The organism is Listeria marthii, assembly GCF_014227425.1.
Classification (GTDB): domain Bacteria; phylum Bacillota; class Bacilli; order Lactobacillales; family Listeriaceae; genus Listeria; species Listeria marthii.
In genome coordinates this window covers 76,959-101,674 of the sequence record NZ_JAASWB010000003.1, presented here as the reverse complement: position 1 = coordinate 101,674, position 24,716 = coordinate 76,959, and the positions used below count along the sequence as shown (strand labels likewise).

Sequence of the window (24,716 nt, the reverse complement as noted above, 5' to 3'; positions counted from 1 at the left end):
AGGATTCCTATAATAATAGAAATACCTGTTTTTACAATTTTATTCGATATCATCGACACTTACTTTGGAAGAGTAAGCTTTTTCGACTTTTTTAAATGCGCCTGTTTCGACTTTTTCTAGTGCCGTTACAGCAATTTCCAATGCTTTCTTGTACTGATAATCGTTGTAGAAATGATTTTCTGCTTGTACAAGTTCATCTGCCAATTCTTTATTGCGTAATCGGTAGCGATTCGCGTATTGAATGACATGCTCAACTAAACGAACATTCTCCATCATTTCTTCCGCTTTTTCCGTTAAATGAATTAAATCTTCTTCTGCAATACGCCAATCTTGACTAACAGCCTTCATATTCAATGGCTTTTCTTCTAAGCGTTTCTCCAGCGTATCAATAGACTCACCCATATGTTCACGGAGCGATAAATACTCTTCCGGAAGACCTGGCAAACGTTCTCGTTCCATTTTGCGATCAAGTGTGATAATCGCACGGCGCATCCGCTCAGCATCATCGCGTGCTTCAAGTTCATCTTTACGAAGTGAACGTAATTCTTCCGCAAAATTATCTTGTTCAGCACCAATAGTAATAAGCGATGCATCGATTTCTTTCATTGTATCTTGGGCAGCAGAGTAAGCAATCTCGCCGCTAGCAATTAAAGCTGTCAGTTGCTCAAAATTCTCTTTTGCTTCGCTTAATTTAGCGCTTGTTTTTAAATAAATCGCTAAATCGTCTTCCGCAACATGATACGTTTGTTTTACTTCTGTAATTTGTTCAGCAAGTGCATCTGAAACTAGATTTTGACGTTGTAACTTATCAGAAGTCGGGCTATGATTTTCTTTAACGAAATGACGCGCTTCTGCTTCATGCTCCAATGCATCATAAAACAATTCAATCTCGTTATGTAATTCTTCTATACCTTGTTCAGCTTCATCCAAATCAAGATTAATTACATTTTGTTTCATTTTATCAATTTGATTTTTCATGCGCGAAATTTCTTTATCTAACTCCATTTGGGCTAAATAATAACCTTTTCGCACCATTTCTTCATAACCAGCTCGAAGTTTATTCATTTCTTCTGGCAAAATGGTATCTGTTTCATGCAATAAGGACGGAATCCGTTCCATTTGAGCTTCGATAATTTGCATTTCTTTTTGAACAACGATGACGATTTCACGTGCTTCTAAATGATCGCCTTGGTCAGTTAGTAAATCATAGTTATTCAAGCTTTCGGAAAGATCATTTAGTTTGGCTTCTACATAAGGTAAAGTCTCCCCTAGTTTAAAGCCTCTTGTTAACACTTCCCGGCGAAGTTCTGCAAATTTTTCTTTTGTTGCACGACTTTCTTCGGCATTTTTCTCTTCACTAACAAGCAATTCTTTTAGACCGCCAAGAATTTGATCCATTTGTTTTTCGATGACAACGAGCATTTGCTCAATATCATTTTCGGCATATGTAGCAGAACGGAATTTATAACGATCTGTGTTCATCTCTGCTTCTAATAATACTTCTTCTAAATCAGGAAATAATCTTGTTTCAATTTCATCCCAGGACGAACGCCATGATTCAAAAAGCGCTTCTGTCTGACCTGTTAGCTTTAATTTCTTCACTTTTGAAAGTTCATCAATAACCGGCCGCTCTCTGAGTTTAATCTTTTTCTCTTCTAACTCGTTTATTCTTTGGTAATGTTTTCTTTTTAAAATGTAGCCTGCACTAATAACTGCAATTACTACGATAATAAAGCCGATTAACATGTAGTACATCCAAAATCCTCCCATCAACGTTAACTTGTGAAAGAAAAACAGCCACACTCGTGCTGCTCATACATCTTTTCAATTATGTACATCTTTCCATATGTAGTATATTTTATTCCTCATTTTCAGTTCATTATACACATCTTTTATTTTACCACGATTTCCTTAGAATTACTTGCGTTTAGCGAAAAAAAATTTGGCGTAACTAAAATCCATCTTATCACGAAACAAATTTCCCGAAATCCCTTGCCGTTCATGCTATACTAAAGACATTATTTGAAAAGAAATGTGGGGATATAAAATGATTGAAATTCAAAAAATGACTGGTACAAAAGAAGAAAATTACGCGCTTGCGTTAAAACAAGTCCAAGCAATGATTGCTGGCGAACCAAATTTAATTGCCAATTTGAGCAATGTTTCTTCTATATTAAATCAAGCACTTTCTGATATTAATTGGGTCGGCTTTTATTTACTAGAAAAAGAATCCAACCAATTAGTGCTTGGCCCCTTCCAAGGTCTGCCTGCTTGCATTCGCATTCCCCTTGGTAAAGGTGTGTGCGGTTCTGCTGCTGCTGACCAAAAAACGTATATCGTTGAAAATGTTCACGATTTCCCTGGCCATATCGCTTGCGACGCGGCTTCTAATTCAGAAATTGTTCTACCTATCGTGAAAAATTCGCAGTTGCTTGGCGTACTTGATATCGATAGCCCAAATTTTAGCCGTTTTGATGAAGTAGATCAATTATGGTTAGAAAAAATCCGTGATGCGATTACTCAAGAAATCAATTGACAAGCGACTAGTAACTATACTATACTGGAAGATGTGTAAAATGCAGCTTGAGTAAAATGAATGAGTGTGTTGTTTACCCCCAGATTTAATTCTGTGGTATATCGCGTAACCGGCGGCTGCTATGGTGATGGTATATGAAGGTAAACTGCCCTGATTAGGTTTTACGTCACGTTTGTTTTATACCAAAAACAAATAAAAGGAGGAGTCTCTTATGGCTCGTTATACAGGTCCAAGCTGGAAAGTTTCCCGTCGTTTAGGAATTTCACTTTCTGGAACAGGTAAAGAATTAGAGCGTCGTCCGTATGCTCCAGGTCAACACGGCCCAACTCAACGTAAAAAAATCTCAGAATATGGTTTGCAACAAGCTGAAAAGCAAAAATTGCGTCATATGTACGGATTAACAGAACGTCAATTCAAAAACACGTTCAACAAAGCTGGTAAATTACAAGGTAAACATGGTGAGAACTTCATGATCTTACTAGAACAACGCCTTGATAACATCGTTTACCGTCTTGGTCTTGCTCGCACTCGTCGTGCAGCTCGTCAACTAGTAAACCATGGCCACATCACTGTAGATGGCAAACGCGTAGATATCCCTTCTTACCAAGTTTCTGTTGGTCAAGTGATTTCTGTTCGTGAAAAATCTGCTAAAAACTCTGCAATCGCTGAAAGCTTAGAAGTTTCAAGCTTCGTGCCTGAATACGTAACTTTCGATGCAGAAAAACTTACTGGTTCACTTAACCGTCTTCCAGAACGTTCTGAACTTGCTGCTGAAATCAACGAAGCATTTATCGTAGAATTCTACAGCCGTTAATTAGAACTAAAAGCCTTACAATTCATGACTTCGGTCGTGGTTGTAAGGTTTTTTTTATGCACAAAAAAGCACTCGCCTTAAAAACGAGTGCTTTTTTTCTTATTTATAAGAAACTAAGAAATATTTTTTCTTCCCGCGTCTTACAATCGTAAATTTATTTTCAATCCGGTCGCTTGCATCCATGATTTTTTCTAAATCTTGTTGACGTTCGCCGTTAATGTAGATAGCTCCGTTACCCACATCTTCCCGAGCTTGACGTTTCGAAGGCTCAATGCCAAGCGTTACTAACCAATCCACTAAGTTAACTTCCGCATCTTCTGCTACAAACGTTGGTACATCTTTGAAGCCTTGTTCGATTTCGTCTGCAGTAAGTGCCTTAACATCCCCACTAAACAACGCTTTTGAAATTTTCAAAGCTTGCTCTAAAGCTTCTTCACTATGCACAAATTTAGTCATTTCTGCAGCTAATGTTTTTTGAGCAGCTCGCAAATGAGGTTCTGTTTCCACTTGTTTTGCCAATTCGGCAATTTCTGCTTCCGTTAAGAACGTAAAGTATTTCAAGTATTTCACGACATCACGATCATCCGTGTTAATCCAAAATTGATAAAACTCATACGGCGTCGTTTTTTCGGGGTTTAACCAAATCGCGCCACCCTCTGATTTACCAAATTTCGTTCCATCCGCTTTTGTTAAAAGTGGAATCGTTAAACCAAACGCCTTCGCATTTTCGCCTTGTTTTTTACGAATTAAGTCTAGCCCAGCTGTTATATTCCCCCACTGATCACTACCGCCAATTTGCAGACGACAATCATTAAATTCATATAAGTGATTAAAGTCCATCGCTTGTAAAATTTGGTAAGCAAACTCCGTAAATGAAATCCCTACTTCTAAACGACTAGCAACGATATCTTTAGAAAGCATCGTGTTTACATTGAATTCTTTTCCGTAATCACGTAAGAAATCAAGAATACTTACATCTTTCGTCCAGTCATAGTTGTTGACCATGCTTGCTGCGGAATCACCTTCAAAATCAAAAATCTTTCCAAGCTGCACACGTAAACTTTCCACATTTTTGCTGATTTGTTCCATTGATTGCAATTGACGTTCTTCTTTTTTACCACTTGGATCACCAATTGTTCCAGTTGCTCCACCAACTAAAATAATCGGACGGTGCCCAGCATTTTGGAAACGACGTAAAATCATAAACGGAATTAAATGACCAATATGCATCGAATCTCCCGATGGATCAATCCCGCAGTATAAAGAAATTTGCTTTTCTTCCACCCATTTACGTAAACCTTCTTCATCTGTTTGTTGGTAAATGGCTCCGCGCCACTCTAACTCATCAATAATATTCATTTCAATCATTCTCCTTTTATTTTTGGACATAAAAAACGCCCCTCCGCCAAAAATTTAGCGAAGGGACGTATTAATTAACGTGGTACCACCCTACTTTTAGGAATAAATCCTACTTCAAAGAATAACGGCTCAACACCGGCCGCACCATTATCCTGTGCAGCGTGACTCCGGGATGTAATTCGTCCACTCATCTCTACTAGTTTCCACCAACCACTAGCTCTCTAAGAAAAAGAATAAGCAACTACTTCGTCCGTTCATAGTCATTTTCGATATGAAAAGTATACATACATTTATAACATACCGTCAAAAATGATGTCAACTCTTTTATTTTTCTTTCGTTGTTCCACGTAGTTTTTCGCTATGTGGTAAGATTACTGTTTTTTCGTCTACTTCTTCACTTGTCATTAATTTCGTAAGTAAACGCATCGCAACCGCACCAATATCATATAAAGGTTGTACAATAGTCGAAAGTTGCGGACGTGACATTAACGTTAATTTTGTATTGTTGCTTGTCATCACTTCTAGGTCTTCCGGAACTTTGATTCCAGCATCCAGTGCTGCGTTCAAAATACCAATAGCTAGTTCATCATCAGCGACTACAACTGCATTTGGTTTTTTCGCTAAAGCACTTAATTCCGCCCAAACTTTTACACCTGCATTGTAGTTGTATTTTGCTTCAATAATGTAATCTTCTTGGTAAGCAATACCAGCTTCTTCTAACGCTTCTTTATAGCCAGCTAACTTCATTTCACGATTGACAGGCTCGTTTAAAGAACCACTGACGAATGCGATTTGCTTATGGCCGTTCGCTACAAAACGTTGTACGGCTTCTTTAGTCGCTTGTTTGTAATCGATATTAACAGAAGCTAATTTGTTTTCCAAATCAACTGCTCCAGCTAATACGACTGGTGCAGGAGAACGGTCAAATTCTTCTTGTAATTGTTCTGAAATACGTTCACCCATGTAAATAATACCGTCCACTTGTTTGCCAAGCAGCGTGTTTAGTACTTGAAGTTCTTTATCCTCATTTTCGTCCGAGTTGCTAAGGATAATGTTGTATTTGTACATCGTTGCAATATCTTCAATCCCACGTGCAAGTTCTGCATAAAACACGTTAGAAATATCTGGAATAATTACGCCAACAGTAGTTGTACGTTTGCTTGCTAGCCCTCTAGCTACAGCGTTTGGACGATAACCTAATTGATTAATAACATCCAATACTTTTTTTCTTGTTACTGGTTTAACATTCGGATTGCCGTTAACTACCCGAGATACCGTTGCCATAGAAACGTTCGCTTCACGTGCAACATCATAAATTGTTACATTCATCCCTATTCACTCTCCATATTCATTATTTTAATGGCTCTATCTACCATTGTAAACGGAAACAAACTAGCCTTCCCTTAATAATACGATAAGTTTTTTCGATATGCAATTGTTTTTACTCTTTATTTTCATTTATTTTCATATCAAAACGGCATTGTTTCGGATATAAGAATGTTATTTATGCATTAATAATAGTTAGCAAAATAAAAAGCCTTGGAATCCCAAGGCTTTTCCGTATTATTTTATTTTGCGCGGTACCAAATTACTCGCTAAAATCGCATTCCAGAACTCTTCAAATTCAGGAATATCCATTTGTTGTGCAGAATCTGATAAGGCAACAGCTGGATCTGGATGAACTTCCGCCATAACACCGTCTGCTTCAATAGCTAGAGCAGCTTTTGCACATGGAAGTAATAGATCTTTTCGACCAGTAGAATGCGTTACATCAACCATAACTGGTAAATGCGTTTCTTTCTTCAAAATCGGAACAGCAGAAATATCTAATGTGTTTCTTGTCGCTTTTTCGTAAGTACGAATACCACGTTCACATAAAATAATTTTGCCATTTCCTTGTGACATAATATATTCAGCAGCACCGATGAATTCTTCAATTGTAGCAGATAAGCCACGTTTTAGAAGAATCGGTTTGTCGACACGACCAGCCGCTTTTAGTAATTCGAAGTTTTGCATGTTTCTTGCACCAATTTGAATAACATCGACATAATCAAGTGCTACTTCAATATCAGCTGGTGTAACGATTTCGCTAATAACGCCTAAACCGTATTCATCAGAAACACGTTTTAAAATTTTGAGTCCTTCTAAACCTAATCCTTGGAAGTCATATGGGCTAGTACGAGGTTTAAATGCCCCACCGCGAATAAGTTTTAAGCCTTTCGCTTTAATAGATTCAGCGACAGCAGCAACTTGTTCGTAAGATTCAACCGAACACGGACCGAATACAAATACTGGTTCGCCGTTTCCGATTGGTAAGCCTTTAACAGTAACAATCGTATCTTCTTTTTTATTTTTTCTAGAAACGAGTAATGCTTTAGAGTGATCATCTTCTTGAAGTTCTAATCCCGCTTTAAAAATTTCTTTAAATAATTTTTGAACCGTACTATCTTCAAAAGGTCCTTCATTTGCCGCAAGAATCGTGTTAAGCATTTCTCTTTCACGCAATGGATCAAAACGAAGAGAACCTTGAGTTCCTTTGATTTTGCCAATTTCTTGTACTAAATTTGCGCGTTTGCTAATTAATTCCAGCAAATCAATATTTAATTGATCCACCTGTGTTCTAAGTTCCTCTAAATTTGTATTAACCATTTTACTTCCACCCTTCTAAAAAATCTGCTCCAAGATTATGTTTCATTATAGAGGAAAACAGATAGTTTGTCACGAATCCACTTTTATACTTAATCGCTTTTAAGCATTAAAGTGAATAATGTAAAACTAATGTTAACACGTTTTGAAATAAATTACAAGCGGATAATTGCTTTTTCTCCTAATAAAAAAACAGCCCCGAAAGGCTGTTTTTATTAATTACTTTATTTTACTTCTTTTTTAGCGTCGGAAGCAATTTTTTTCGCTTCGTCTTTGCCTTCATTGACTGCTTTTTTTGCTTCATTTTTCGCTTTGTCTGCTGCTTTTTCTACATCGTCTGCAGCGTCTTTAGCTTCACTTTTTACAGCTTCTGCCGCTTTTTTAGCAGCTTCTTGGTTTTCTTCTTTATTTTGTGAAACGACTTCTTTCACTGCTTTGCTTTGTTTAGAAACTGTATCAGCTAATTTACCTGATTTGTCTTTTACTACGTCTACAAATCCACCAGCGGAATCAACTAATTTATCTTTTGTTCCTTTGGCAACACCACTGATTTCGATACCTTTTTCATAAGCAACGTCTTTCCATTGGTTGCCTTTTTCTTTAATTGTATCTACTTGTGTATTTAAGTCTTCACGTAGTTCTTTACCTGATTTAGGGGCAAATAATAGTGCTGCGGCTGAACCAACGATTGCACCAATTAAACCACCGATTAGAAAATCTTTTGTATTAATACCATCTTTTTCTGCCATGTTAAATCCCTCCAAATTATATTAGAAATTAGATTGTTCTGCCGCTTCTTTTGCGGCTTCTTTCGCTGCTTTATTCGCTTTCATTTTTTCTCTAAAAGAAAGAATTGAATTGCTAATTGAGACAGCTTGAGAAATCTTCGCTTCATTTTGTTCTACCTTGTTTGTTGCGAGTGTTGCTAGTTCGCGAACAGATTGACTTAATCCTAGTAAAGAAGTCCCAATGTCACCAACTGCATCAAAAACTGGATCCACTTTCGCTACTTTGCCATTTACATCTTCTAGAAGTGTATTGGTCTTATCAAGCAATTTTTGTGATTGCCCTGTAATCCCCTGTACTTCTACTGTGATTTTTTCTAACGACTTAGCTACCTCATCCATTGTTTGGGACGTTGATTTTAACGTTTTTCCCAAATAGATGGCAATAACTAAAAGCGCAATTGCGGCAATGAGCGCAGCAATATACAAGATTACTATCATCTATCCACACCTCCATATTCTTTTTTCTATACCCTGAGTATTCCCCTCTAAAACTTTCTTCCCTAATGAATCTATGTACAAAATGCAAAAAAGAAAAGGTATTAGCTTCATTTTAGCAAGTAACCGCCGAAAAATAAACTAATAAGAAAGAAACATGCTAATTTGTTGCAGAAGGTTGCTTTTGGTGTGATTTGGAGTAAAATAGATACAGGCTGCTTTTTTGCCCATTTTTAGTTAAAATTCAGGGAGGTAACAATATGAGAGATGCAAGAATCGAAAAATTAGCACATAATTTAATCAACTATTCCGTCAAACTTGGCGCTGGAGAAAAAGTATTAATCGAAAACTTCGGTGTTCAAAAAGAACTAGTGATGGCTTTAGTGGAAGAAGCATACAAAGCTGGCGGTTTCCCGTTCGTTTCTTTAAAAGAACCACAAATCGACCGTGCGATGATGCTCGGCGCTAACAGTGAACAATACGCGAAAATTGCTGAATTCGAAGGCAATGTAATGAAAGAAATGGATGCTTACATAGGTTTACGTGCTGGGGATAACATCAACGAAACATCTGATGTACCAGCCGATAAATTGAAAATCAACGGCGAAACAGTTGGTAAAATGCACTCGGATATCCGTGTCAAACAAACAAAATGGGTCGTTCTGCGTTACCCAAGCTCATCCATGGCACAACTTGCGAAAATGAGCACAGCTGGTTTTGAAGATTTCTATTTTGATGTATGTAACTTAGATTACGGAAAAATGAGCGACGCAATGGATGGCTTAGTAGAACTAATGAACAAAACAGATAAAGTGCACTTAGTTGGACCAGGAACAGATTTAACATTTAGCATTAAGGATATTCCGGCAATTAAATGTGCTGGTGAAATGAATATTCCAGATGGCGAAGTATTTACTGCTCCAGTTCGCGATTCCATTAACGGAACACTTACGTATAACACGCCTTCTCCTTACCAAGGCTTTACGTTTGAAAATGTCTCTTTCACGTTTAAAGATGGAAAAATTGTGGAAGCGACTGCTAACGATACAGCACGCATCAATAAAGTTTTAGATACAGATGAAGGTGCACGCTTTGTTGGTGAATTCGCAATTGGTGTGAACCCATTCATCCACGAACCAATGCAAGATATCCTTTTTGATGAAAAAATCGAAGGCAGTTTCCACTTTACACCTGGTCAATGTTATGATGAAGCGTTTAATGGTAATCAGTCAGCGATTCACTGGGATCTTGTTAATATTCAACGTGCCGATTACGGTGGCGGCGAAATCTACTTTGACGATGTTCTAATTCGCAAAGATGGTATTTTCGTTCTTCCTGAATTAGCACCACTTAATCCAGAAAACTTAGTATAAAAAAAGGCGCTTAGGAATTGATCCTAAGCGCTTTTCTTATTTAAACAATTGTTTTTTCACCTGGTTGCCAGTTAATTGGGCACAGGCCACCTGTTTGTAATGCTTGTAAAACTCGTAAAACTTCATCGACTTCACGGCCGATATTATTATGGTGAACCACTTCGTATTGAATTTCACCTTTTGGATTGATAATGAACAGGCCACGTAACGCTACGCCCTCTTCTTCAATTAAAACACCGTAATCGCTTGCTACTTGGTGATTTGTATCTGCAGCGAGCGGGTAGGATAATTTACCAATTCCGCCTTCTTTAATCGGCGTATTTGTCCATGCAAGATGCGAATGAATTGTATCAGTTGAAGCACCAATAATACGTGCATTTAATGCATCAAATTCATCTGACCGAGCGGAAATAGCAACGATTTCTGTCGGACAAACAAATGTAAAGTCCATTGGATAGAAAAACAGAATCGTCCATTTATCATCTTCTATATTTTTTTCTAGACTTACTTTACCAAAAGTCTGATTTGGCATAACAGCTTCCATTTCGAATCTTGGAGCTTGCGTGCCTACTAAACGTTCTGCCACTTTTATCCCTCCATTAATTATGTAGTTGTATTTTGCATCACATGATATATTTTAATACACCTAAGAAAGACTGTAAAGCTTTATTTATACTAATTATAAACAAGAAAAAAGCATGCCCGATGATGGACATGCTTTTTTTAGTCATTAATTAATCGCGCTTTTTTTCAAATCAGCAGCTGTGATAACTTCATTATCAAGTACTTTTTCATAGGCAGCTTGGAATTTTTGAACATCCCCTGCACCCATGAATAAAATAACTGCTTCTGGATATTTCAGGAGCTCTTCTGTGTGCTCTTCTTTAATAATGTGATTACCTTTTGTTTTATGTGCTAAATCAGCAATCGTTAAATTGCCTGTTTTTTCGCGCGCGGAACCAAAGATGTCACAAAGGTATACTTCATCCGCTAAATTCAAGCTATCCGCAAAACCTTGTAAGAATGTGCGTGTTCGCGTGAATGTGTGCGGCTGGAATACGGCAACAACTTTTTTGTCTGGATATTTTTGTCTTGCAGCATTGACAGTAGCGCGAATTTCGGATGGATGATGCGCATAGTCATCAACTAATACTTGATTCGCTTTTTCTGTAATACTAAATCTTCTTTTTACGCCTTCAAAGGTTTTTAGTTCATTTTTAACTGCTTCTACTGGCAGACCTTCGTAATCGCAAAGTGCAATAACACTTAATGCGTTTAATACGTTGTGATCCCCGTATGCCGGAATTTCAAAAGAACCTAAAAACTCTCCGCGATGATACACGTCGAATTTTGTTCCAGTTGTTTCTTTGATTACGTTTTTCGCTTGGAATTCGTTTTCCTCATCGAAGCCAAAGTAAATAATCGGAATATCTAAAGTAAGTTTACGCAATTCAGCATCATCGCCTAGCGCAAACACAGCTTTTTTCACTTGTTTACCTAGAGTTTCAAACGCGTTAAATACATCATCCACGCTCTTGAAATAATCCGGATGATCCCAATCAATATTTGTCATGATTGCATAGGTTGGTTTATACGCAAGGAAATGGCGTTGATATTCACACGCTTCAAGCGCAAAATATTCCGCCCCTTTTGTCCCGCTACCAGTACCATCACCAATCAAGTAAGAAGTTGGGCGGATAGCGCCAACGACATGAGAAAGCAGACCGGTTGTCGACGTTTTACCATGCGAACCAGTTATTGCAATACTTGTATAGCCATCTATTAATTGACCTAAAAATTTATGATATCGAATCACTGGAAGACCAAGTTCCAGCGCACGCTCAATTTCTTCATGTGTATCTGGGAATGCGTTCCCAGCAATAATTGTTAGGCCTTCTTGAATATTATCAGCCGAAAAAGTCATAATCGGAATTTGCTTTTCTTCTAATGCTTTTTGTGTAAAGAAATATTTATCTACATCACTGCCTTGCACTTGAAAACCTTTATCATGCAGGATTTGAGCAAGTGCACTCATTCCTGACCCTTTTATTCCAACAAAATGATAGATAGTCATTATTTGAACCCCCATTAATTTATCTTGAAGAGGGTGCCTAAAAAAAACATGTTAACTGTTAAGCACCAAGTCTTAACTTTGAAAACAGTATAAAGTCTCCGTTTTCTAGACATCATCTTACGTTCCAATTGTGTTTTATGTTTGAATTCTTAGTTGAGTCAATAATTCACCAGCTTATTATATCACTTTCCATGTAAATAGAAAAATCTTTCAGCGAATATAAGCGAAATTACTCATGAAAATAGCCATATTTTGTAAAACTAATTAAGTAATGTGTTAGTTTAGTACTACAAAATTAAGATTCTTTGTTTCTTAACTTAGCTAATTGGTCCTTTGTAATAATAACATCTCGCGGCTTGGAACCATTTATCCCGGAAACGATTTGATGATTCTCGAGTGCTTCCATTAATCGCGCTGCACGGTTGTAGCCGATTCTAAAATGTCTTTGTAGCAAGGATGTCGATGCGGCATTTTGACTTAAAACAAAGTCACATGCCTCTTCAAATAATTCATCCGTGTTTTCTTTTACAGACTCTTTTACAAGTAATTCTTGTTCTTCAAAGATATAATCCGCCTCGCCTTGACTTCGAACATGAGCAACTACGGCATCAATCTCTTCATCACTAACGAACGTTCCTTGTAAACGTACTGGCTTACTTGCGCCACTTGGTAAGAATAGCATATCCCCTTTTCCAAGTAGTTTTTCTGCCCCACTCGCATCAAGGATCGTTCTAGAGTCGATTTGAGACGATACAGAGAACGAAACACGCGTCGGGATATTCGCCTTAATAAGACCTGTAATTACGTCTACAGAGGGGCGCTGTGTCGCTACAATCATATGAATACCACATGCCCTTGCTTTTTGAGCGATACGGCTAATGGATTCTTCTACATCGTTTGGTGCAACCATCATTAAATCAGCTAATTCATCAATCACAATTAAAATATAAGGTAATTTTTCTCCCGTATGATCGGGGTGACTAGCATATTCATTATATTTTTCCATGTTTCTAACGCCTGTGTGGCTAAATAGTTGATAACGTCGTTCCATTTCTTCTACCGCCCATTTCAAAGCGACCGTTGCTGCTTTGGCGTCTGTAATTACCGGGCTCACAAGATGCGGAATCCGGTTGTATGGCGCTAACTCAACCATTTTTGGATCAATTAAGAGTAGTTTCAATTGATCTGGTGTTGCTTTGTACAATAAACTTACTAGCAATGAATTGATACAAACACTTTTCCCTGACCCTGTTGCTCCGGCTATTAAACCATGCGGCATTTTTTGTAAGTCAGTAATAATTGGCGTTCCAGAAATATCTAATCCTAGCGCGGCTGTTAATGGCGACTCGGATGATTGGAAAGCTTCGGTGTTCATTAATTCAGAAAGCATTACTGGGCGACTCGTTTGATTCGGAATCTCAATCCCCACGGTACTTTTACCAGGAATCGGCGCCTCAATACGAATATCTTTCGCCGCTAAACTTAATTTAATATCATCGGTTAAATTGGTGATTTTGCTCACTTTTACGCCTTTTTCAGGTTGAACTTCAAACCTAGTCACGGCTGGCCCTTGTGTCCGGTTAACAACACTCGCATGGACATTGAAATTTTCTAATGTTTCATCTAGCATTTCTTGCTGCATTTGAAGCCAAGAATCATCTTCGCGTTTCGATACTGGCGGATGGAGCAAGCTGAATGACGGGAACTCGTAATTCGTTGGATAAGTCGCTGTTACAGATTGTGTTTGTTCCGTTATGTTTGGTTGTTCTTCTATTATTGCTGGTTTTTCCGAAATAACTTCATGTACTTCTTCTTTTTGGAGTGCTTGTTTATCTTTTTTCACCATCATAACATTGAATGGAATTCTACTTTTCAACATTTGTTCTTGTCTATTCGATTCCACTTGGGCATTTCTGGCAGATGATGTCGCTTGTACGGGTTCCTCTTTAATTAAAGAAACGCGTTTTAGTTCAGGTTCTGCTATTTCTGGAATGGGTTCTGCTTCGATTGGTTCAGGTTCCGAAACAACCTCTTCTTCTGTCACAACTTCAATTTCTTCTGGAAATTCTGCTTCTATTTGACGATCCAATTCCACATCAAGTGCAATCGTTTCTGCTTCGGCTGATTCTAATAAATCAACTGGCGCAATTGTTAAATCTTCTTGTATCTCTGTTAATTCTTCCGCTTCTGAAACGGCAAATTCGAATTTACTTGGTCGTTTTTTAAAGGCATAGACAGGCGAAGGTACATCCGTCGCAGTAAAAGGTCTTTTTCTTGTTTCTGTTTTTACTGGTTGTGGTCTTTCCGCTACTTGTCTTTCTGTTATTGGTTGTTTTTTTGGTTGAATTGGTTGGCTTACTTGTTTGTCTGGAATTAGTGGAAAACGGAATTCACCTTTTGGATATTGATATACCATCTGTGTTTTCATTTGCCGCTTCACTGGTTGTACTGGTTTTTGTTTTGGTACTGTTTTATATGCAACTGGTCGCTCGTTTCTTATAGTACGTTCTTTTGTTTTAATTGCTGTTACATTTGATTTCGGTACTACTTCTGGAGCTCGTTGTTTTACTTGTTTTTCTACTTTTCTAGAAGACGTATCTTCGTATGTATCTATTTCTTCGTCCATATCGCCAAAGAAAAAATCTTTAAACCATCCCATTCATTATCACCCTAAATTTAATTTTCTTGTTTGATTTTAACAGACAAAAACAAAATAATCTATGACAAAATTGTGAATTCGCTATTTTTTAAAGCATATTCGTTATAATACCTTGATATAACTAAGTTTAAACGTGATATAAGTTTTTATTATAACTCGAAAATCATTCTATTTTTGTACGATTCATATCTATTTTGTATACAATTAACACTAAATCGTTCTACATTTCACCTAATTTCACAATATATGAAATTTAGCAATATAAAAAGCGCCCAATATAGCATTGGACGCTTAAAAAATAATCATTTATTTAGAAATTAACCGGAAATTCTTCTCCTGGTGTAGCCGAGGCTTCCAGAACAAGAATACCTTTTTCAGCAGGCGCATCAGGAATCGCAAGTTCACGCGCAGCACATACCATGCCGAAAGAATCTTCTCCACGTAGATTTGAGGGTTTAATGATTAAACCACTCGGCATAACTGCTCCGATTTTCGCAACAACAACTTTTTGTCCTGCTTCGATGTTCGGGGCACCACATACAATTTGCAGCACTTCTTCCCCTACATTGATTTGGCAGACGTTTAATTTATCTGCATTAGGATGTTTTTCTTTCGATTCTACATACCCAACAACGAACTTAGGAGATAAATCAGCAACGATTTCTGGTTCAAATCCCGCTTTTTCGATTACTTGATTCATTAATGCAACTAATTCTTCCGTTAGTTCTACTTTGCCATTTGCGGTAATATCAAAGTATTTTGAGCTGTTAAAAATATTGAAGCCAGCTACTTCTTTTGTTTCGCGATCAAAAATACGAGCTACGTCACCACGGCGCTCCCATTCGCGATTTTCAAATGTTACTTCGCCTGTTTCAATCAGCAGAGTGTCCCCTACCCCTTTTTCATTATAAAATGCGTTTACTATCACGTCTTCTACTCCTTTAATCTGTTTTTTGCCATTATAAATATCGGTTCAAGTTTACCATTATTATAGACAAATGGCAAAGAGGTAATTGGTACGAGCCCATCTGCGAAGAAATCCATCGTCATATGAGCCAACACATCATAACCTGTATTATCTTGAATATCCCCGATAATTAAGACATCTTGATGCGGTACAGCCAGCACCATTTCGCCTGTTAATTTTTCACGCATTTCACGGAGAAACGCATCGTTTAGTAATCGACTTGCATCATAGCCATCGTTTGTACGTACGAAATAAAAATCGTTACCGTTGACCGAATCTTTTTTCAGCGGAATTTCTAGTTTAGATAGATTGCGGAAAGCAGCTTCTTTTATTTCTTCGTGTGTTAGATTCGCCTCTTTAAGCATACTCTCTTCAATAAAACGATAGGATTTCCCTAGGTCATACGCGTAGAAAATTTTCGTTTCCGCTGTATGATCGTCCGTCAACAACGACTCCCCCGCTTTCGTTTCGCTCGGGAAAGAAGTCGCGCGAACAACTGGATAAATATTTGATTTATTTGTTTCAAGCTCGACATTTCCTACCGCAGCCCGAAAACCTTCTTCAACATAATAAACTATTTTTTCAATCGCTGCATCTCCATCATTTTCGTAATTCGCGATGATTTGCGGAATTGTTAGCGTTACTTTCTTACCATTTTGCATAACCGAAAGCGTATCATTGTCGCGATTATACGAAAATTGGCGATTCAGCGTAGCTAGTTCTTTTTCTAGCCGTTCTTTCATTTTTAACGTGGTCATTTTTGCCATAGGTGCCTCCCCTTTCATAAAAAGCAGTCACTTTTTATATTGCAGCTAGGAAATCATTAATTTCTTCTTTTGTTTTTCTATCCTTACTTACGAAACGCCCTACTTCTTCATCGTCTTCAAACGCAAGAAAACTAGGAATTCCAAAAATCGCTAAATCCGCACATAAATCAATGAACTTATCTCGATCAACATGATAAAAAGCAAAGTCTTCGTTTTCCGCTTCGATTTCAGGCATTACTGGTTCAATATATTTACAATCGCCGCACCAATCAGCACTAAACATAAAAACTGATTTACCTTCTGCTTTGATATCGTTAAATTGTTCTACTGATTCCAAGTTTTTCATTTTGATTCACTCCTTCTTGTTTCATTCTAGTTAAATCCTAACTTTTAGTGTAGCTTTCGTCCAGAATAACGCTCACGAAAAAAGTCCGGCTCCGCTCAAGAGCCAAACTTTTCACCTCACTTTAGAACGCGCTTTTTTCTTTTCTAGATAATCACCAATATAACTAAAAATCAAGGTCATCAGCCCTGCAATTAAAGTTGCGATTATCCAACCAAGTTCCGAGTCACGAAAATACGGCATGTGAGCGGCGTAGCCTAATAGCGAGACCACACTTGCCACCAACAGCAATAAACCAACTACTAATACCGGTTTTTTCCATATTTTATGCATTGTTTTTAATAGTTTCAAAAGTTGTTTTATCCAAACCGCGAATGAGTGTCGTAATCATTTCTTTCGCCGCTGCGTAATCATCCACGTGTAAAATCGAGTTAGATGAGTGGATATATCTAGCCGGAACACCAATTACCGCACTTGGAATTCCACTTAGTGATGTATGCACTTTACCAGCATCGGTCCCACCTGGCGAAACGAAATATTGGTATGGAATTTTATTCGTTTCAGCTGTATCTAGTAAAAATTCACGCATACCGCGGTGCATAATCATCGTCCGGTCAAATATGCGCAATAAGAAACCTTGACCAATTTGGCCGAATTGCGATTTATTTCCAGTTGTATCATTGGCAGGACTCGCATCTAGCGCAAAAAATAAATCCGGTTTAATCATGTTAGCACTAACACCCGCCCCGCGCAGGCCAACTTCTTCTTGTACGTTCGCTCCAGCAAAAAGAGTATTTGGTAACGATTCACCTTTCAGTTCTTTCATAAGTTCGATTGCAAGACCAACACCGTAACGATTGTCCCACGCTTTTGCTAAAATTTTCTTCGGATTTGCAAGCGGCGTGAATTCCGCTACTGGAACGATAAATTGTCCGGGTTTAATGCCAATTTTTTCCGCATCCGCTTTATCATCTGCACCAATATCAATCAGCAAGTTTTTAGGATCTGTCGGTTTGCTACGTTCCGCTTCAGATAACAAGTGCGGCGGAACAGAGGCAACCACACCAATAACAGGACCATTTGGCGCCATTATTTGCACTCGTTGCGCTTGTAGAACTTGCGGGTTCCAACCACCAATTGTTTGAAAACGGATTAAACCATTGTCCGTAATTTGTGTGACCATAAAGCCAACTTCATCCATGTGAGCCGCAACAAGCACACGCGGGCCATCTTCTGCTCCGTGGCGCACGCCGAAAATGCCACCTAAGCCATCTTGAATAATTTCATCGGAAACTGGTTCAAGTTCTTTTCGCATAAAAGCACGAATTCGATGTTCATCGCCTGAAGTCCCTTGAAGTTCCGTTAATTCTTTAAACATTGCTAACGTTTCTTTTTCCATTAATAATCATCTCTTTCCGTCTGAAATCTCTCTTATTATAGCAAATAATATCCGTTTCCGCTCGCTTCACTTCTTCATTTTTCGGAAAGCGCGTTCAAAAATCCTTTTATAATCAAAAATTTGTAGTATAATGATAAAAAGAGATGTTCCAAGTAGCATCTTTTAAAAAGAATAGGAAACACTAGGGAGGAAAAGCGATGAACTGGAAAGCTTTCATTGCAGGCGTTGGAGCAGGAGCAGCGGCTGGACACCTTGTTTATCATTATTTACTTAGCGATAAAACAATTTCAGGGGATGTCATCTTAGAAAACGTAAAAGATGCGTTCAAACAAGACGGACCAATTGAAGGTTCTTGGATTCAACTTAAAAAGCAACACTACAAAAAATTCGCGATTGATACTTTCGTTTACCACGGCGGAATCACATGTATTCGCGAAGGCGAGAAAAAGCAATTTGAATTTATCGCAGACGCTAACACAGGAACAATCATTGATGTATATTTAGCATAAAATTAAAACGACTACCCATCACGGGAGTCGTTTTTTTAACGGATAAAACTATCGATTTTCTTTTTAATCACCGCTTCATCGGTCTCACCTTGCTCGATTAAAGATTTCATTTGTTCGGTATAAATTACTTTCGCAGCGGCATCCATCGCTTTTTTCACCGCGGCTATTTGTTGCATAATCATCTCTAAATCGCGTTCTTCTTCTGTCATATTTTTGATTGATCGCACATGGCCTTCTATCTTAGCAAATCTTGTTACTAATGCTTTCTTTTGAACGTTATCCATATATACCCCCATATAGTATAATTAAGCGCAACCCCCTACCCAGGTTATCACTTTGGCTTTGTTTAAAGCTTTACAATTAATATAATACCACAAAATAAAAATACCCTCAAAAAAAGAAGTGGGATTCCCACTTCTCAATTTCGAAATTCTATTTTTAATTCAGATTCTTTTTCCCCATTTTCATCGATTTTAACTGCTCGAAATCTTGCATCATGATAGGATAAGAACCAATAATTTTTCCCGAAAGTTTGTTTGAAAATCGCTTGTTTCGCGGAAATGGAAGTCATTGGATAATCATCATAAGCAGTTACCCAAAGGACATTTTGATGCGCGAATGTCGGGAAAATATCTGCCATATGAATCGCCTTCACTCCATCCGACTCCAACCAAACCACCGAATGTCCATTACTATGTCCGCCAGTATGAGTCATTTTGATTGCGTCATGGAACACCTTTTCTTTTGTAAATGTGTGAACCTGTCCTTCTATCGCTTCCCAGTTTTCTTGCCAATAAGTTGCTTTTGAACGAATATTAGGGTGACGCATTTCATCCCATTCGATTTCCGAAGTCCAGATTTCTGCATTCGGGAAAATCGAGTAATAATCGCCCTCTTTTGAAATACCAGTTAGACCTAAAACATGATCAAAATGTAGATGTGTCATTAAAATATAATCAATATCCTCTGGAGAGACTCCTAACTTAGCTAAATCTTCCAGCACAAATGATTCTTCTGTCACGCCATAGTTCCGCTTTTGCTTTTCAGTTAACCGGTTGTTCCCTAGCCCACTATCAATCAGATAATTTTTCCCTAAGTACTGAAAAAACATTGGATCAGTTACGTTGGCCAGTTGATTTTTTTCGTTTGCTGGATATTTTTTCTCCCATAAAGGTTTTGGTACGACACCGAACATCGCCCCGCCATCAAAATGAGTATAACCGCCTCGCAACCAATAGATGTTGATTTCTCCAATTTGAATCGAATCCACTTTAAACGCCTCCCACTGAAAATAAAAACCAGATGCAGCAGATGCACCTGGTTATCCTAATTAATTTCTATCAAATTTTGCTTCAAGACGATAGATTGGGAATCCTTTAGCTGAAAATTTTTCTTCGTATTCAGTTTTGATATTCCCTTCATAATCGCTGTTATGCAAATCAAGTGAAACAAACGTTAGTAACATGTTGTATTCTGAAAAAGCTACTAACGAATATTCGAATAAACTGCGGTTATCGGTTTTGAAATGTATCTCCCCCGCTGTTGGTAGTATTCGCTCATAGATTGTTAAGAATGTTGGGTTGGTTAAGCGACGTTTCGTATGACGCTTTTTCGGCCATGGATCAGAGAAATTTAAATAAATTTGTGCAATTTCTCCTTTTTCGAAACATTCTTCTAGTAATTTCGCGTCTCTTGCAACTAAGCGCAAATTAGGAACGTCTACTTCAATTGCTTTATCCAGCGCAGAAACGAGCACACTTTCAATCATTTCGATACCGATATAGTTGATTTCCGGATTTGCTTTTGCCATACCACTAATAAACTGGCCTTTACCGGAACCGATTTCGATATGGATAGGATTATTATTGCCGAACACTTCTTGCCAACGACCTTTAAAATCTTCTGGGTTTTTGATGTAAATGGCCGGAAATTCTTCCAAACGATCTTTTGCCCATGGTTTATGTTTTACACGCATCTTTCTTTACACCTCATCATCTTCTATTGCATTTTGAAAAATTTGTTTTGCTCGTTCATTTGCTTCATCGGATTGGTCAGTTGTGAGCTGCATCACTGTTTGGCAAATTGTATACCACTTTAACTTGCGATGTAATTCAGCAGTTAATGTGGTGCCGTAATTAGATAGCCAACGCTCCCAATCTTTCCGTGGAATGTACTGGTACAAAATCATGCCGATATCGTTCGCGGCATCAGCAAGCATTGCACCATCCCAATCGACAAGAAACAATTCATTGTCCTCAGAAATAATCCAATTATTATGATTAACATCCCCGTGACAAACAACATAATCCGTCGTTTCCACTGCAAGAACATTTGCTTCTAAATAGTGAATCGCTGTCGTTATTTCTTCTGTTACATCGGTATTATCTTCTGTCCCCGCTTTTACAAGGTTTAACAGTTGATCCGCCGAAAAATAGCAGTTTTCGATTTTGGCCAGCATATGTTGTAAATTTTCTGATTGATGGATTTTAGCTAATAGTTGCGCCACTCTTGCCCCAACCATTTCTTCACGCGTCAAAATGTGGCAATTGACCCATTTTTGCGCAGTGATGACATCGCCATTCTCCACCCGTCTTGTCCAAACTAGCTTCGGCACAATGTTTTCTACGGAAAGCGCAGCTAAAAAAGGCGAAGAATTTCTTTTTAAAAAGAATTTTTCGTCTTCATGTGTTGCAACGAATGCTTGGCCAGTTTCCCCTCCGGCCGGGGCTATGTCATATTCTCTCCCAAAAAAGTCATTTTTCATCTACATGCACACCTTTTACTAGCTCTTTGCAACTTCATTATCCCTCGTTTATTTCACTTCCGAACAAATAGGTAACTATTCATGATTTTACTTCTCTTAGCCTTACTAGTCAAGTCAACATATGTTCGTTCTAGATATTTTTTTGCAGTTTTACTTTATTTATACAAAAAAAGTACATCCCCCGGAAAAGGAATGCACTTTTTTCATGATTTAAGCTTCTTCTGTTTTCGTTACAATCGGTTCCATCGCACTTCTGTTTTTTTGAATAAACAACGCTAGCACGCAGGCAACAACGGAAAGAATTCCAGCAACTAAAAAGGCTGTTTCGATTCCGTGAATAAGCACGTGGTTCGCAATTTCTGTTTTCGTTTTACCAATCACATCTGCTGGTCCAAGTTTATCCGCAAAGCTCGCGGCACTTTTGGACATGACAGTAATAAGCGCGGCCGTCCCGATAGAACCGGCAACTTGGCGCATCGTATTGAACATCGCTGAACCGTGGGATGCTAGTTTTAATGGAAGTGAATTAAGCGCCGCGGTTTGTAGTGGCATCATTACCATCGCCATACCCGCAGAACGAATCGTTTGAACTATGATGATAAAGGTCAAAGTAGTTGATTCGTCCAGATTCGTAAACATGAACGTCGAACCGGCCATAATAATCAAGCCCACTAAGGATAAATACTTAGCTCCAAATCGGTCAAACATCACCCCGGTGACCGGAGAAAGTACGGCCGTGACGAGCGCGCCCGGCAAGAGTACCAAGCCTGATTCAAGCGGCGAGAAACCTCGAACAGTTTGTAAGAAAATCGGTAGTAGCAACATTCCACCAAATAGTCCCATCACAACGAAGAAACTAATCGCTGTTGTAAGCGCAAATGTTGGATATTTAAACACTCTAAAGTTAAGTAGTGGTGCTTTGTTGCTTGTTTGATAACGAATAAATATTCCTAGAACCACTAAACCAAGGATAATAAATCCAGCTACTTTCCAAGTAAGCCAATCGTGGTCTCCGGCATTACTAAATCCGAGTAACAAGCTTCCGAAACCGACTGTCGACATAATAACGCCCAGAATGTCGAGTTTCGGGAACGTTCTTTTTCCGACATTTTTAAGTAAGAAAATCGCTACGACAATATCAAGTATCGCGAACGGAATAATAATAAAGAATAAATTGCGCCAATCATATTGTTGAACGATCCAACCAGAAAGTGTCGGACCAATCGCGGGAGCAAAGTTCATGGCAAGACCTATCAAGCCCATCGCCCGCCCTCTTCGTTCCATTGGGAATAAATTTAACACGACAACGGTTAGTAGCGGCATGACAATCCCCGCACCAATCGCTTGTACCATACGCCCAGCAATAAGCATCGTATAATCTGTTGCAAATCCGCCAATCGCTGTACCAATCGCAAAAGTAATCATCGCGAATAAATAAAGTTGGCGTGTCGTAAATCGTTCAATTAAAAAGGCTGTCATTGGAATCATGACACCATTAACTAACATAAATCCAGTCGATAACCATTGCCCTTGACTGGCAGTAATTCCAAAATCTTTCATAATACTTGGTAGCGCGACATTCATCAACGTTTGGTTGAGAATTGTAACAAAGGCGCCCATAAGCATAACGATCAAAATACCATTACGCTTCACTGATGTACTTGCTGCTTTCATATTCAATCTCGTGCACCTTCCCTTTCTAAAATGGCAATAATTTCTTGGTGCATCTCTAGCATTTCTTTCAACCTATCTTCCCCAATTTCCAAAATAGGTTCCAAACGATTAAAGAAAACATGGTACGTTTCTGCTGCTTTCGTAGTTCCTTTTTCCGTTAATTCTAAGCTGAGTGCGCGGCGGTTTGTTTCATTTCTTGTCCGTTTTAAAAATCCCGCTTTTACTAATCGGTCTACAATGCCAGATACAGTGCTTTTACCAAGTTTCATTCGTTCTGCTAATTCACCAAGCGTTAATTCTGACTCTCTTTGTAATTCTCTGATTGCGAGTAATTGCGTCGTTGTAATTTCTCGGTTTGCCGCTTCTTCCGCTAGCACATGATGTGTTTTTCGTTGCACTTCGCGAAAAGAGAAAATAACCTCTTTCACTAATTTTTCATCCATTGACTTCCCTCCGTACCGTTCGCTTACAAATATTTCGCATGCGAACTATTAGCCTTTTGAATTATACACCTCAGAAAAAATTTGTCAATGGCTTGAAACAACACTTTTCAGGCTGAAAGCGGAGCCAATGAAGGAATTGCAACGAATAAAAAAGTTATATAAATTTTTACATAGGTGGGCAAATAAAAAAAACCTTCCTAAAAACTAGGAAGGTTTTAACTATTATTTAGCTAGTTCTACTTCACCACATGCAGCAACAATTTCTTCTACAAAGTATTGATGTAATTTCGCAGTAATTGGACCACGTTTTCCGTCAGCTACTTGTACACCATCGATATGAGTGACTGGTGTGATTTCGATTGTTGTGCTTGAAATGAATACTTCATCCGCTTCACGAAGGTCCGTTAAAGTGAAATCAGCTTCTTTGACAGGAATGCCATTCTTTTTCGCAACAGCAATAATAACTTGACGAGTAATACCATTCAAGATTAAATTATCTGCAGCATGTGTCCATAACACGCCATCTTTAATAATAGAAACATTGGAAGCAGAACACTCGGTTACTTGCTCTCCGCGGTGTAAAACAGCTTCTAACGCATTTTGTTGATGTGCTTTGTTTTTCGCTAAAATGTTTCCAAGTAAGTTCAAGCTCTTGATATCGCAACGTAACCAGCGCACATCTTCTTCTGTAATAACCGGTCCGCCTTCTACAAATTGCTGCTCATTTCTTGGTACTTCGCGAGCTGCAGCAGTTAAAACGCCTTCTAATGGGAAATCATCTGGCATCACATGATTACGTGGATTTTGAACCCCACGTGTCACTTGCAAGTATACATTTCCTGTATTAATGTTATTTTCGGCAACTAATTTTTCTAATAATTCACGTAACTCTTCTTTAGAATAAGGAATAACTAAGTCAATTTTTGCTGCACTAGCATATAAACGATCAATGTGTTCATTATAAGTGAAGAATTTACCATTATATAAACGAACTACTTCATATACACCGTCACCAAACTGATATCCGCGGTCTTCAATGTCAACTGTGGCATCTTCTCTTTCCACTAAATGGTTATTTACTAATACTTTCATCTTAAGTCTCTCCTTGCATAGTTAATTTTTGGAACTGTCTAAAAACTTAATGAAACAAAGAAACTGCCGCAAAA

Annotated in this window: 25 protein-coding genes and 1 other annotated feature; of the genes, 4 read left to right on the top strand and 21 right to left on the bottom strand. The window is 38.3% G+C overall.

The genetic code is table 11. The features are described from left to right. Positions 1–39: 39 nt before the first annotated feature. Entirely contained in the window at positions 40–1,755 is a 1,716-nt protein-coding gene (gene ezrA, locus HCJ55_RS05905) for a septation ring formation regulator EzrA (RefSeq protein ID WP_185517449.1), read from the bottom strand. Positions 1,756–2,047: 292 nt separating this feature from the next. On the opposite strand from ezrA, the gene msrC reads away from it, so the two are divergent. Together msrC and rpsD are read left to right on the top strand one after the other, a co-directional pair. Then, entirely contained in the window at positions 2,048–2,536 is a 489-nt protein-coding gene (msrC, locus tag HCJ55_RS05900) for a free L-methionine (R)-S-oxide reductase MsrC (RefSeq protein ID WP_185506997.1), read from the top strand. A gap of 211 nt (positions 2,537–2,747) precedes the next feature. Beyond that, the gene (gene rpsD / locus HCJ55_RS05895; protein WP_003723325.1) at positions 2,748–3,350 is read left to right on the top strand and encodes a 30S ribosomal protein S4; all 603 of its coding nucleotides are present in this window, start codon (positions 2,748–2,750) and stop codon (positions 3,348–3,350) included. Positions 3,351–3,449: 99 nt separating this feature from the next. Here rpsD and tyrS read toward each other — a convergent pair whose 3' ends face one another. From tyrS to HCJ55_RS05870, 5 genes are all read right to left on the bottom strand, one after another. Further along, the gene (gene tyrS, locus HCJ55_RS05890; protein ID WP_185503502.1) at positions 3,450–4,709 is read right to left on the bottom strand and encodes a tyrosine--tRNA ligase; all 1,260 of its coding nucleotides are present in this window, start codon (positions 4,707–4,709) and stop codon (positions 3,450–3,452) included. Between the two features lie 58 nt (positions 4,710–4,767). Continuing rightward, positions 4,768–4,976: a binding site (T-box leader), on the bottom strand. A 57-nt stretch (positions 4,977–5,033) separates the two neighbouring features. Then, positions 5,034–6,038, bottom strand: a complete 1,005-nt coding sequence (ccpA, locus tag HCJ55_RS05885; protein ID WP_185506996.1) for a catabolite control protein A — start codon at positions 6,036–6,038, stop codon at positions 5,034–5,036. A 234-nt stretch (positions 6,039–6,272) separates the two neighbouring features. Continuing rightward, the gene (locus tag HCJ55_RS05880) at positions 6,273–7,358 is read right to left on the bottom strand and encodes a bifunctional 3-deoxy-7-phosphoheptulonate synthase/chorismate mutase (protein WP_185517447.1); all 1,086 of its coding nucleotides are present in this window, start codon (positions 7,356–7,358) and stop codon (positions 6,273–6,275) included. A 221-nt stretch (positions 7,359–7,579) separates the two neighbouring features. Next, positions 7,580–8,104, bottom strand: a complete 525-nt coding sequence (locus tag HCJ55_RS05875; protein ID WP_008947965.1) for a YtxH domain-containing protein — start codon at positions 8,102–8,104, stop codon at positions 7,580–7,582. Positions 8,105–8,125: 21 nt separating this feature from the next. Continuing rightward, the gene (locus HCJ55_RS05870; protein WP_003723567.1) at positions 8,126–8,581 is read right to left on the bottom strand and encodes a DUF948 domain-containing protein; all 456 of its coding nucleotides are present in this window, start codon (positions 8,579–8,581) and stop codon (positions 8,126–8,128) included. Positions 8,582–8,838: 257 nt separating this feature from the next. On the opposite strand from HCJ55_RS05870, the gene HCJ55_RS05865 reads away from it, so the two are divergent. After that, positions 8,839–9,951, top strand: coding sequence for a M29 family aminopeptidase T (locus HCJ55_RS05865; RefSeq protein WP_008947966.1), 1,113 nt, complete (start codon positions 8,839–8,841; stop codon positions 9,949–9,951). 40 nt (positions 9,952–9,991) lie between these two features. Here the strand turns inward: HCJ55_RS05865 and HCJ55_RS05860 are convergent, their stop codons facing one another. From HCJ55_RS05860 to HCJ55_RS05825, 8 genes are all read right to left on the bottom strand, one after another. After that, entirely contained in the window at positions 9,992–10,537 is a 546-nt protein-coding gene (locus HCJ55_RS05860; protein WP_185517445.1) for a peroxiredoxin, read from the bottom strand. A 144-nt stretch (positions 10,538–10,681) separates the two neighbouring features. Next, a complete protein-coding gene (murC, locus tag HCJ55_RS05855; protein ID WP_185502318.1) occupies positions 10,682–12,025 on the bottom strand; it encodes a UDP-N-acetylmuramate--L-alanine ligase in 1,344 nt (447 codons plus the stop codon). Positions 12,026–12,320: 295 nt separating this feature from the next. Next, the gene (locus HCJ55_RS05850) at positions 12,321–14,684 is read right to left on the bottom strand and encodes a DNA translocase FtsK (RefSeq protein WP_185517443.1); all 2,364 of its coding nucleotides are present in this window, start codon (positions 14,682–14,684) and stop codon (positions 12,321–12,323) included. A 310-nt stretch (positions 14,685–14,994) separates the two neighbouring features. Next, on the bottom strand, positions 14,995–15,612 hold the full coding sequence (gene ytpR, locus HCJ55_RS05845; RefSeq protein WP_185502320.1) for a YtpR family tRNA-binding protein: 618 nt from the start codon (positions 15,610–15,612) through the stop codon (positions 14,995–14,997). Between the two features lie 5 nt (positions 15,613–15,617). Further along, complete coding sequence (locus HCJ55_RS05840; RefSeq protein WP_185517441.1) at positions 15,618–16,418, bottom strand: DUF1444 domain-containing protein; 801 nt, start codon at positions 16,416–16,418, stop codon at positions 15,618–15,620. Between the two features lie 34 nt (positions 16,419–16,452). Further along, on the bottom strand, positions 16,453–16,764 hold the full coding sequence (locus HCJ55_RS05835) for a thioredoxin family protein (RefSeq protein WP_008947972.1): 312 nt from the start codon (positions 16,762–16,764) through the stop codon (positions 16,453–16,455). Between the two features lie 111 nt (positions 16,765–16,875). Then, the gene (locus HCJ55_RS05830; RefSeq protein ID WP_185517439.1) at positions 16,876–17,094 is read right to left on the bottom strand and encodes a hypothetical protein; all 219 of its coding nucleotides are present in this window, start codon (positions 17,092–17,094) and stop codon (positions 16,876–16,878) included. Continuing rightward, complete coding sequence (locus HCJ55_RS05825) at positions 17,087–18,160, bottom strand: M42 family metallopeptidase (RefSeq protein ID WP_185502322.1); 1,074 nt, start codon at positions 18,158–18,160, stop codon at positions 17,087–17,089. The genes HCJ55_RS05830 and HCJ55_RS05825 overlap by 8 nt, the downstream gene beginning before the upstream one ends. Positions 18,161–18,357: 197 nt before the next feature. Here HCJ55_RS05825 and HCJ55_RS05820 point away from each other — a divergent pair, with 197 nt between their 5' ends. Then, complete coding sequence (locus tag HCJ55_RS05820) at positions 18,358–18,669, top strand: PepSY domain-containing protein (protein ID WP_003748003.1); 312 nt, start codon at positions 18,358–18,360, stop codon at positions 18,667–18,669. A 35-nt stretch (positions 18,670–18,704) separates the two neighbouring features. Here HCJ55_RS05820 and HCJ55_RS05815 read toward each other — a convergent pair whose 3' ends face one another. The 7 genes from HCJ55_RS05815 to dat form a co-directional block, all read right to left on the bottom strand. Next, positions 18,705–18,953 carry a metal-sensitive transcriptional regulator gene (locus tag HCJ55_RS05815; RefSeq protein ID WP_185517437.1) on the bottom strand — a complete coding sequence of 83 codons (249 nt, stop codon included), beginning with the start codon at positions 18,951–18,953 and terminating at the stop codon, positions 18,705–18,707. Between the two features lie 134 nt (positions 18,954–19,087). Next, a complete protein-coding gene (locus tag HCJ55_RS05810; RefSeq protein WP_185517435.1) occupies positions 19,088–19,939 on the bottom strand; it encodes a YtnP family quorum-quenching lactonase in 852 nt (283 codons plus the stop codon). A gap of 60 nt (positions 19,940–19,999) precedes the next feature. Next, positions 20,000–20,644 (bottom strand): tRNA (guanosine(46)-N7)-methyltransferase TrmB, encoded by a 645-nt coding sequence (gene trmB / locus HCJ55_RS05805; RefSeq protein WP_185517433.1) that lies wholly within the window; start codon positions 20,642–20,644, stop codon positions 20,000–20,002. A 6-nt stretch (positions 20,645–20,650) separates the two neighbouring features. Beyond that, positions 20,651–21,433, bottom strand: a complete 783-nt coding sequence (locus HCJ55_RS05800; protein ID WP_185517432.1) for a phosphotransferase family protein — start codon at positions 21,431–21,433, stop codon at positions 20,651–20,653. 210 nt (positions 21,434–21,643) lie between these two features. Then, entirely contained in the window at positions 21,644–23,113 is a 1,470-nt protein-coding gene (mdrM, locus tag HCJ55_RS05795; protein WP_008947980.1) for a multidrug efflux MFS transporter MdrM, read from the bottom strand. Beyond that, a complete protein-coding gene (locus HCJ55_RS05790) occupies positions 23,110–23,550 on the bottom strand; it encodes a MarR family winged helix-turn-helix transcriptional regulator (RefSeq protein ID WP_185517430.1) in 441 nt (146 codons plus the stop codon). Before HCJ55_RS05790 ends, mdrM begins: the two co-directional genes overlap by 4 nt. A 222-nt stretch (positions 23,551–23,772) precedes the next feature. Continuing rightward, positions 23,773–24,642: a D-amino-acid transaminase gene (dat, locus tag HCJ55_RS05785; protein ID WP_008947982.1), complete on the bottom strand. Its 870-nt coding sequence runs from the start codon at positions 24,640–24,642 to the stop codon at positions 23,773–23,775. Positions 24,643–24,716: the final 74 nt, after the last annotated feature.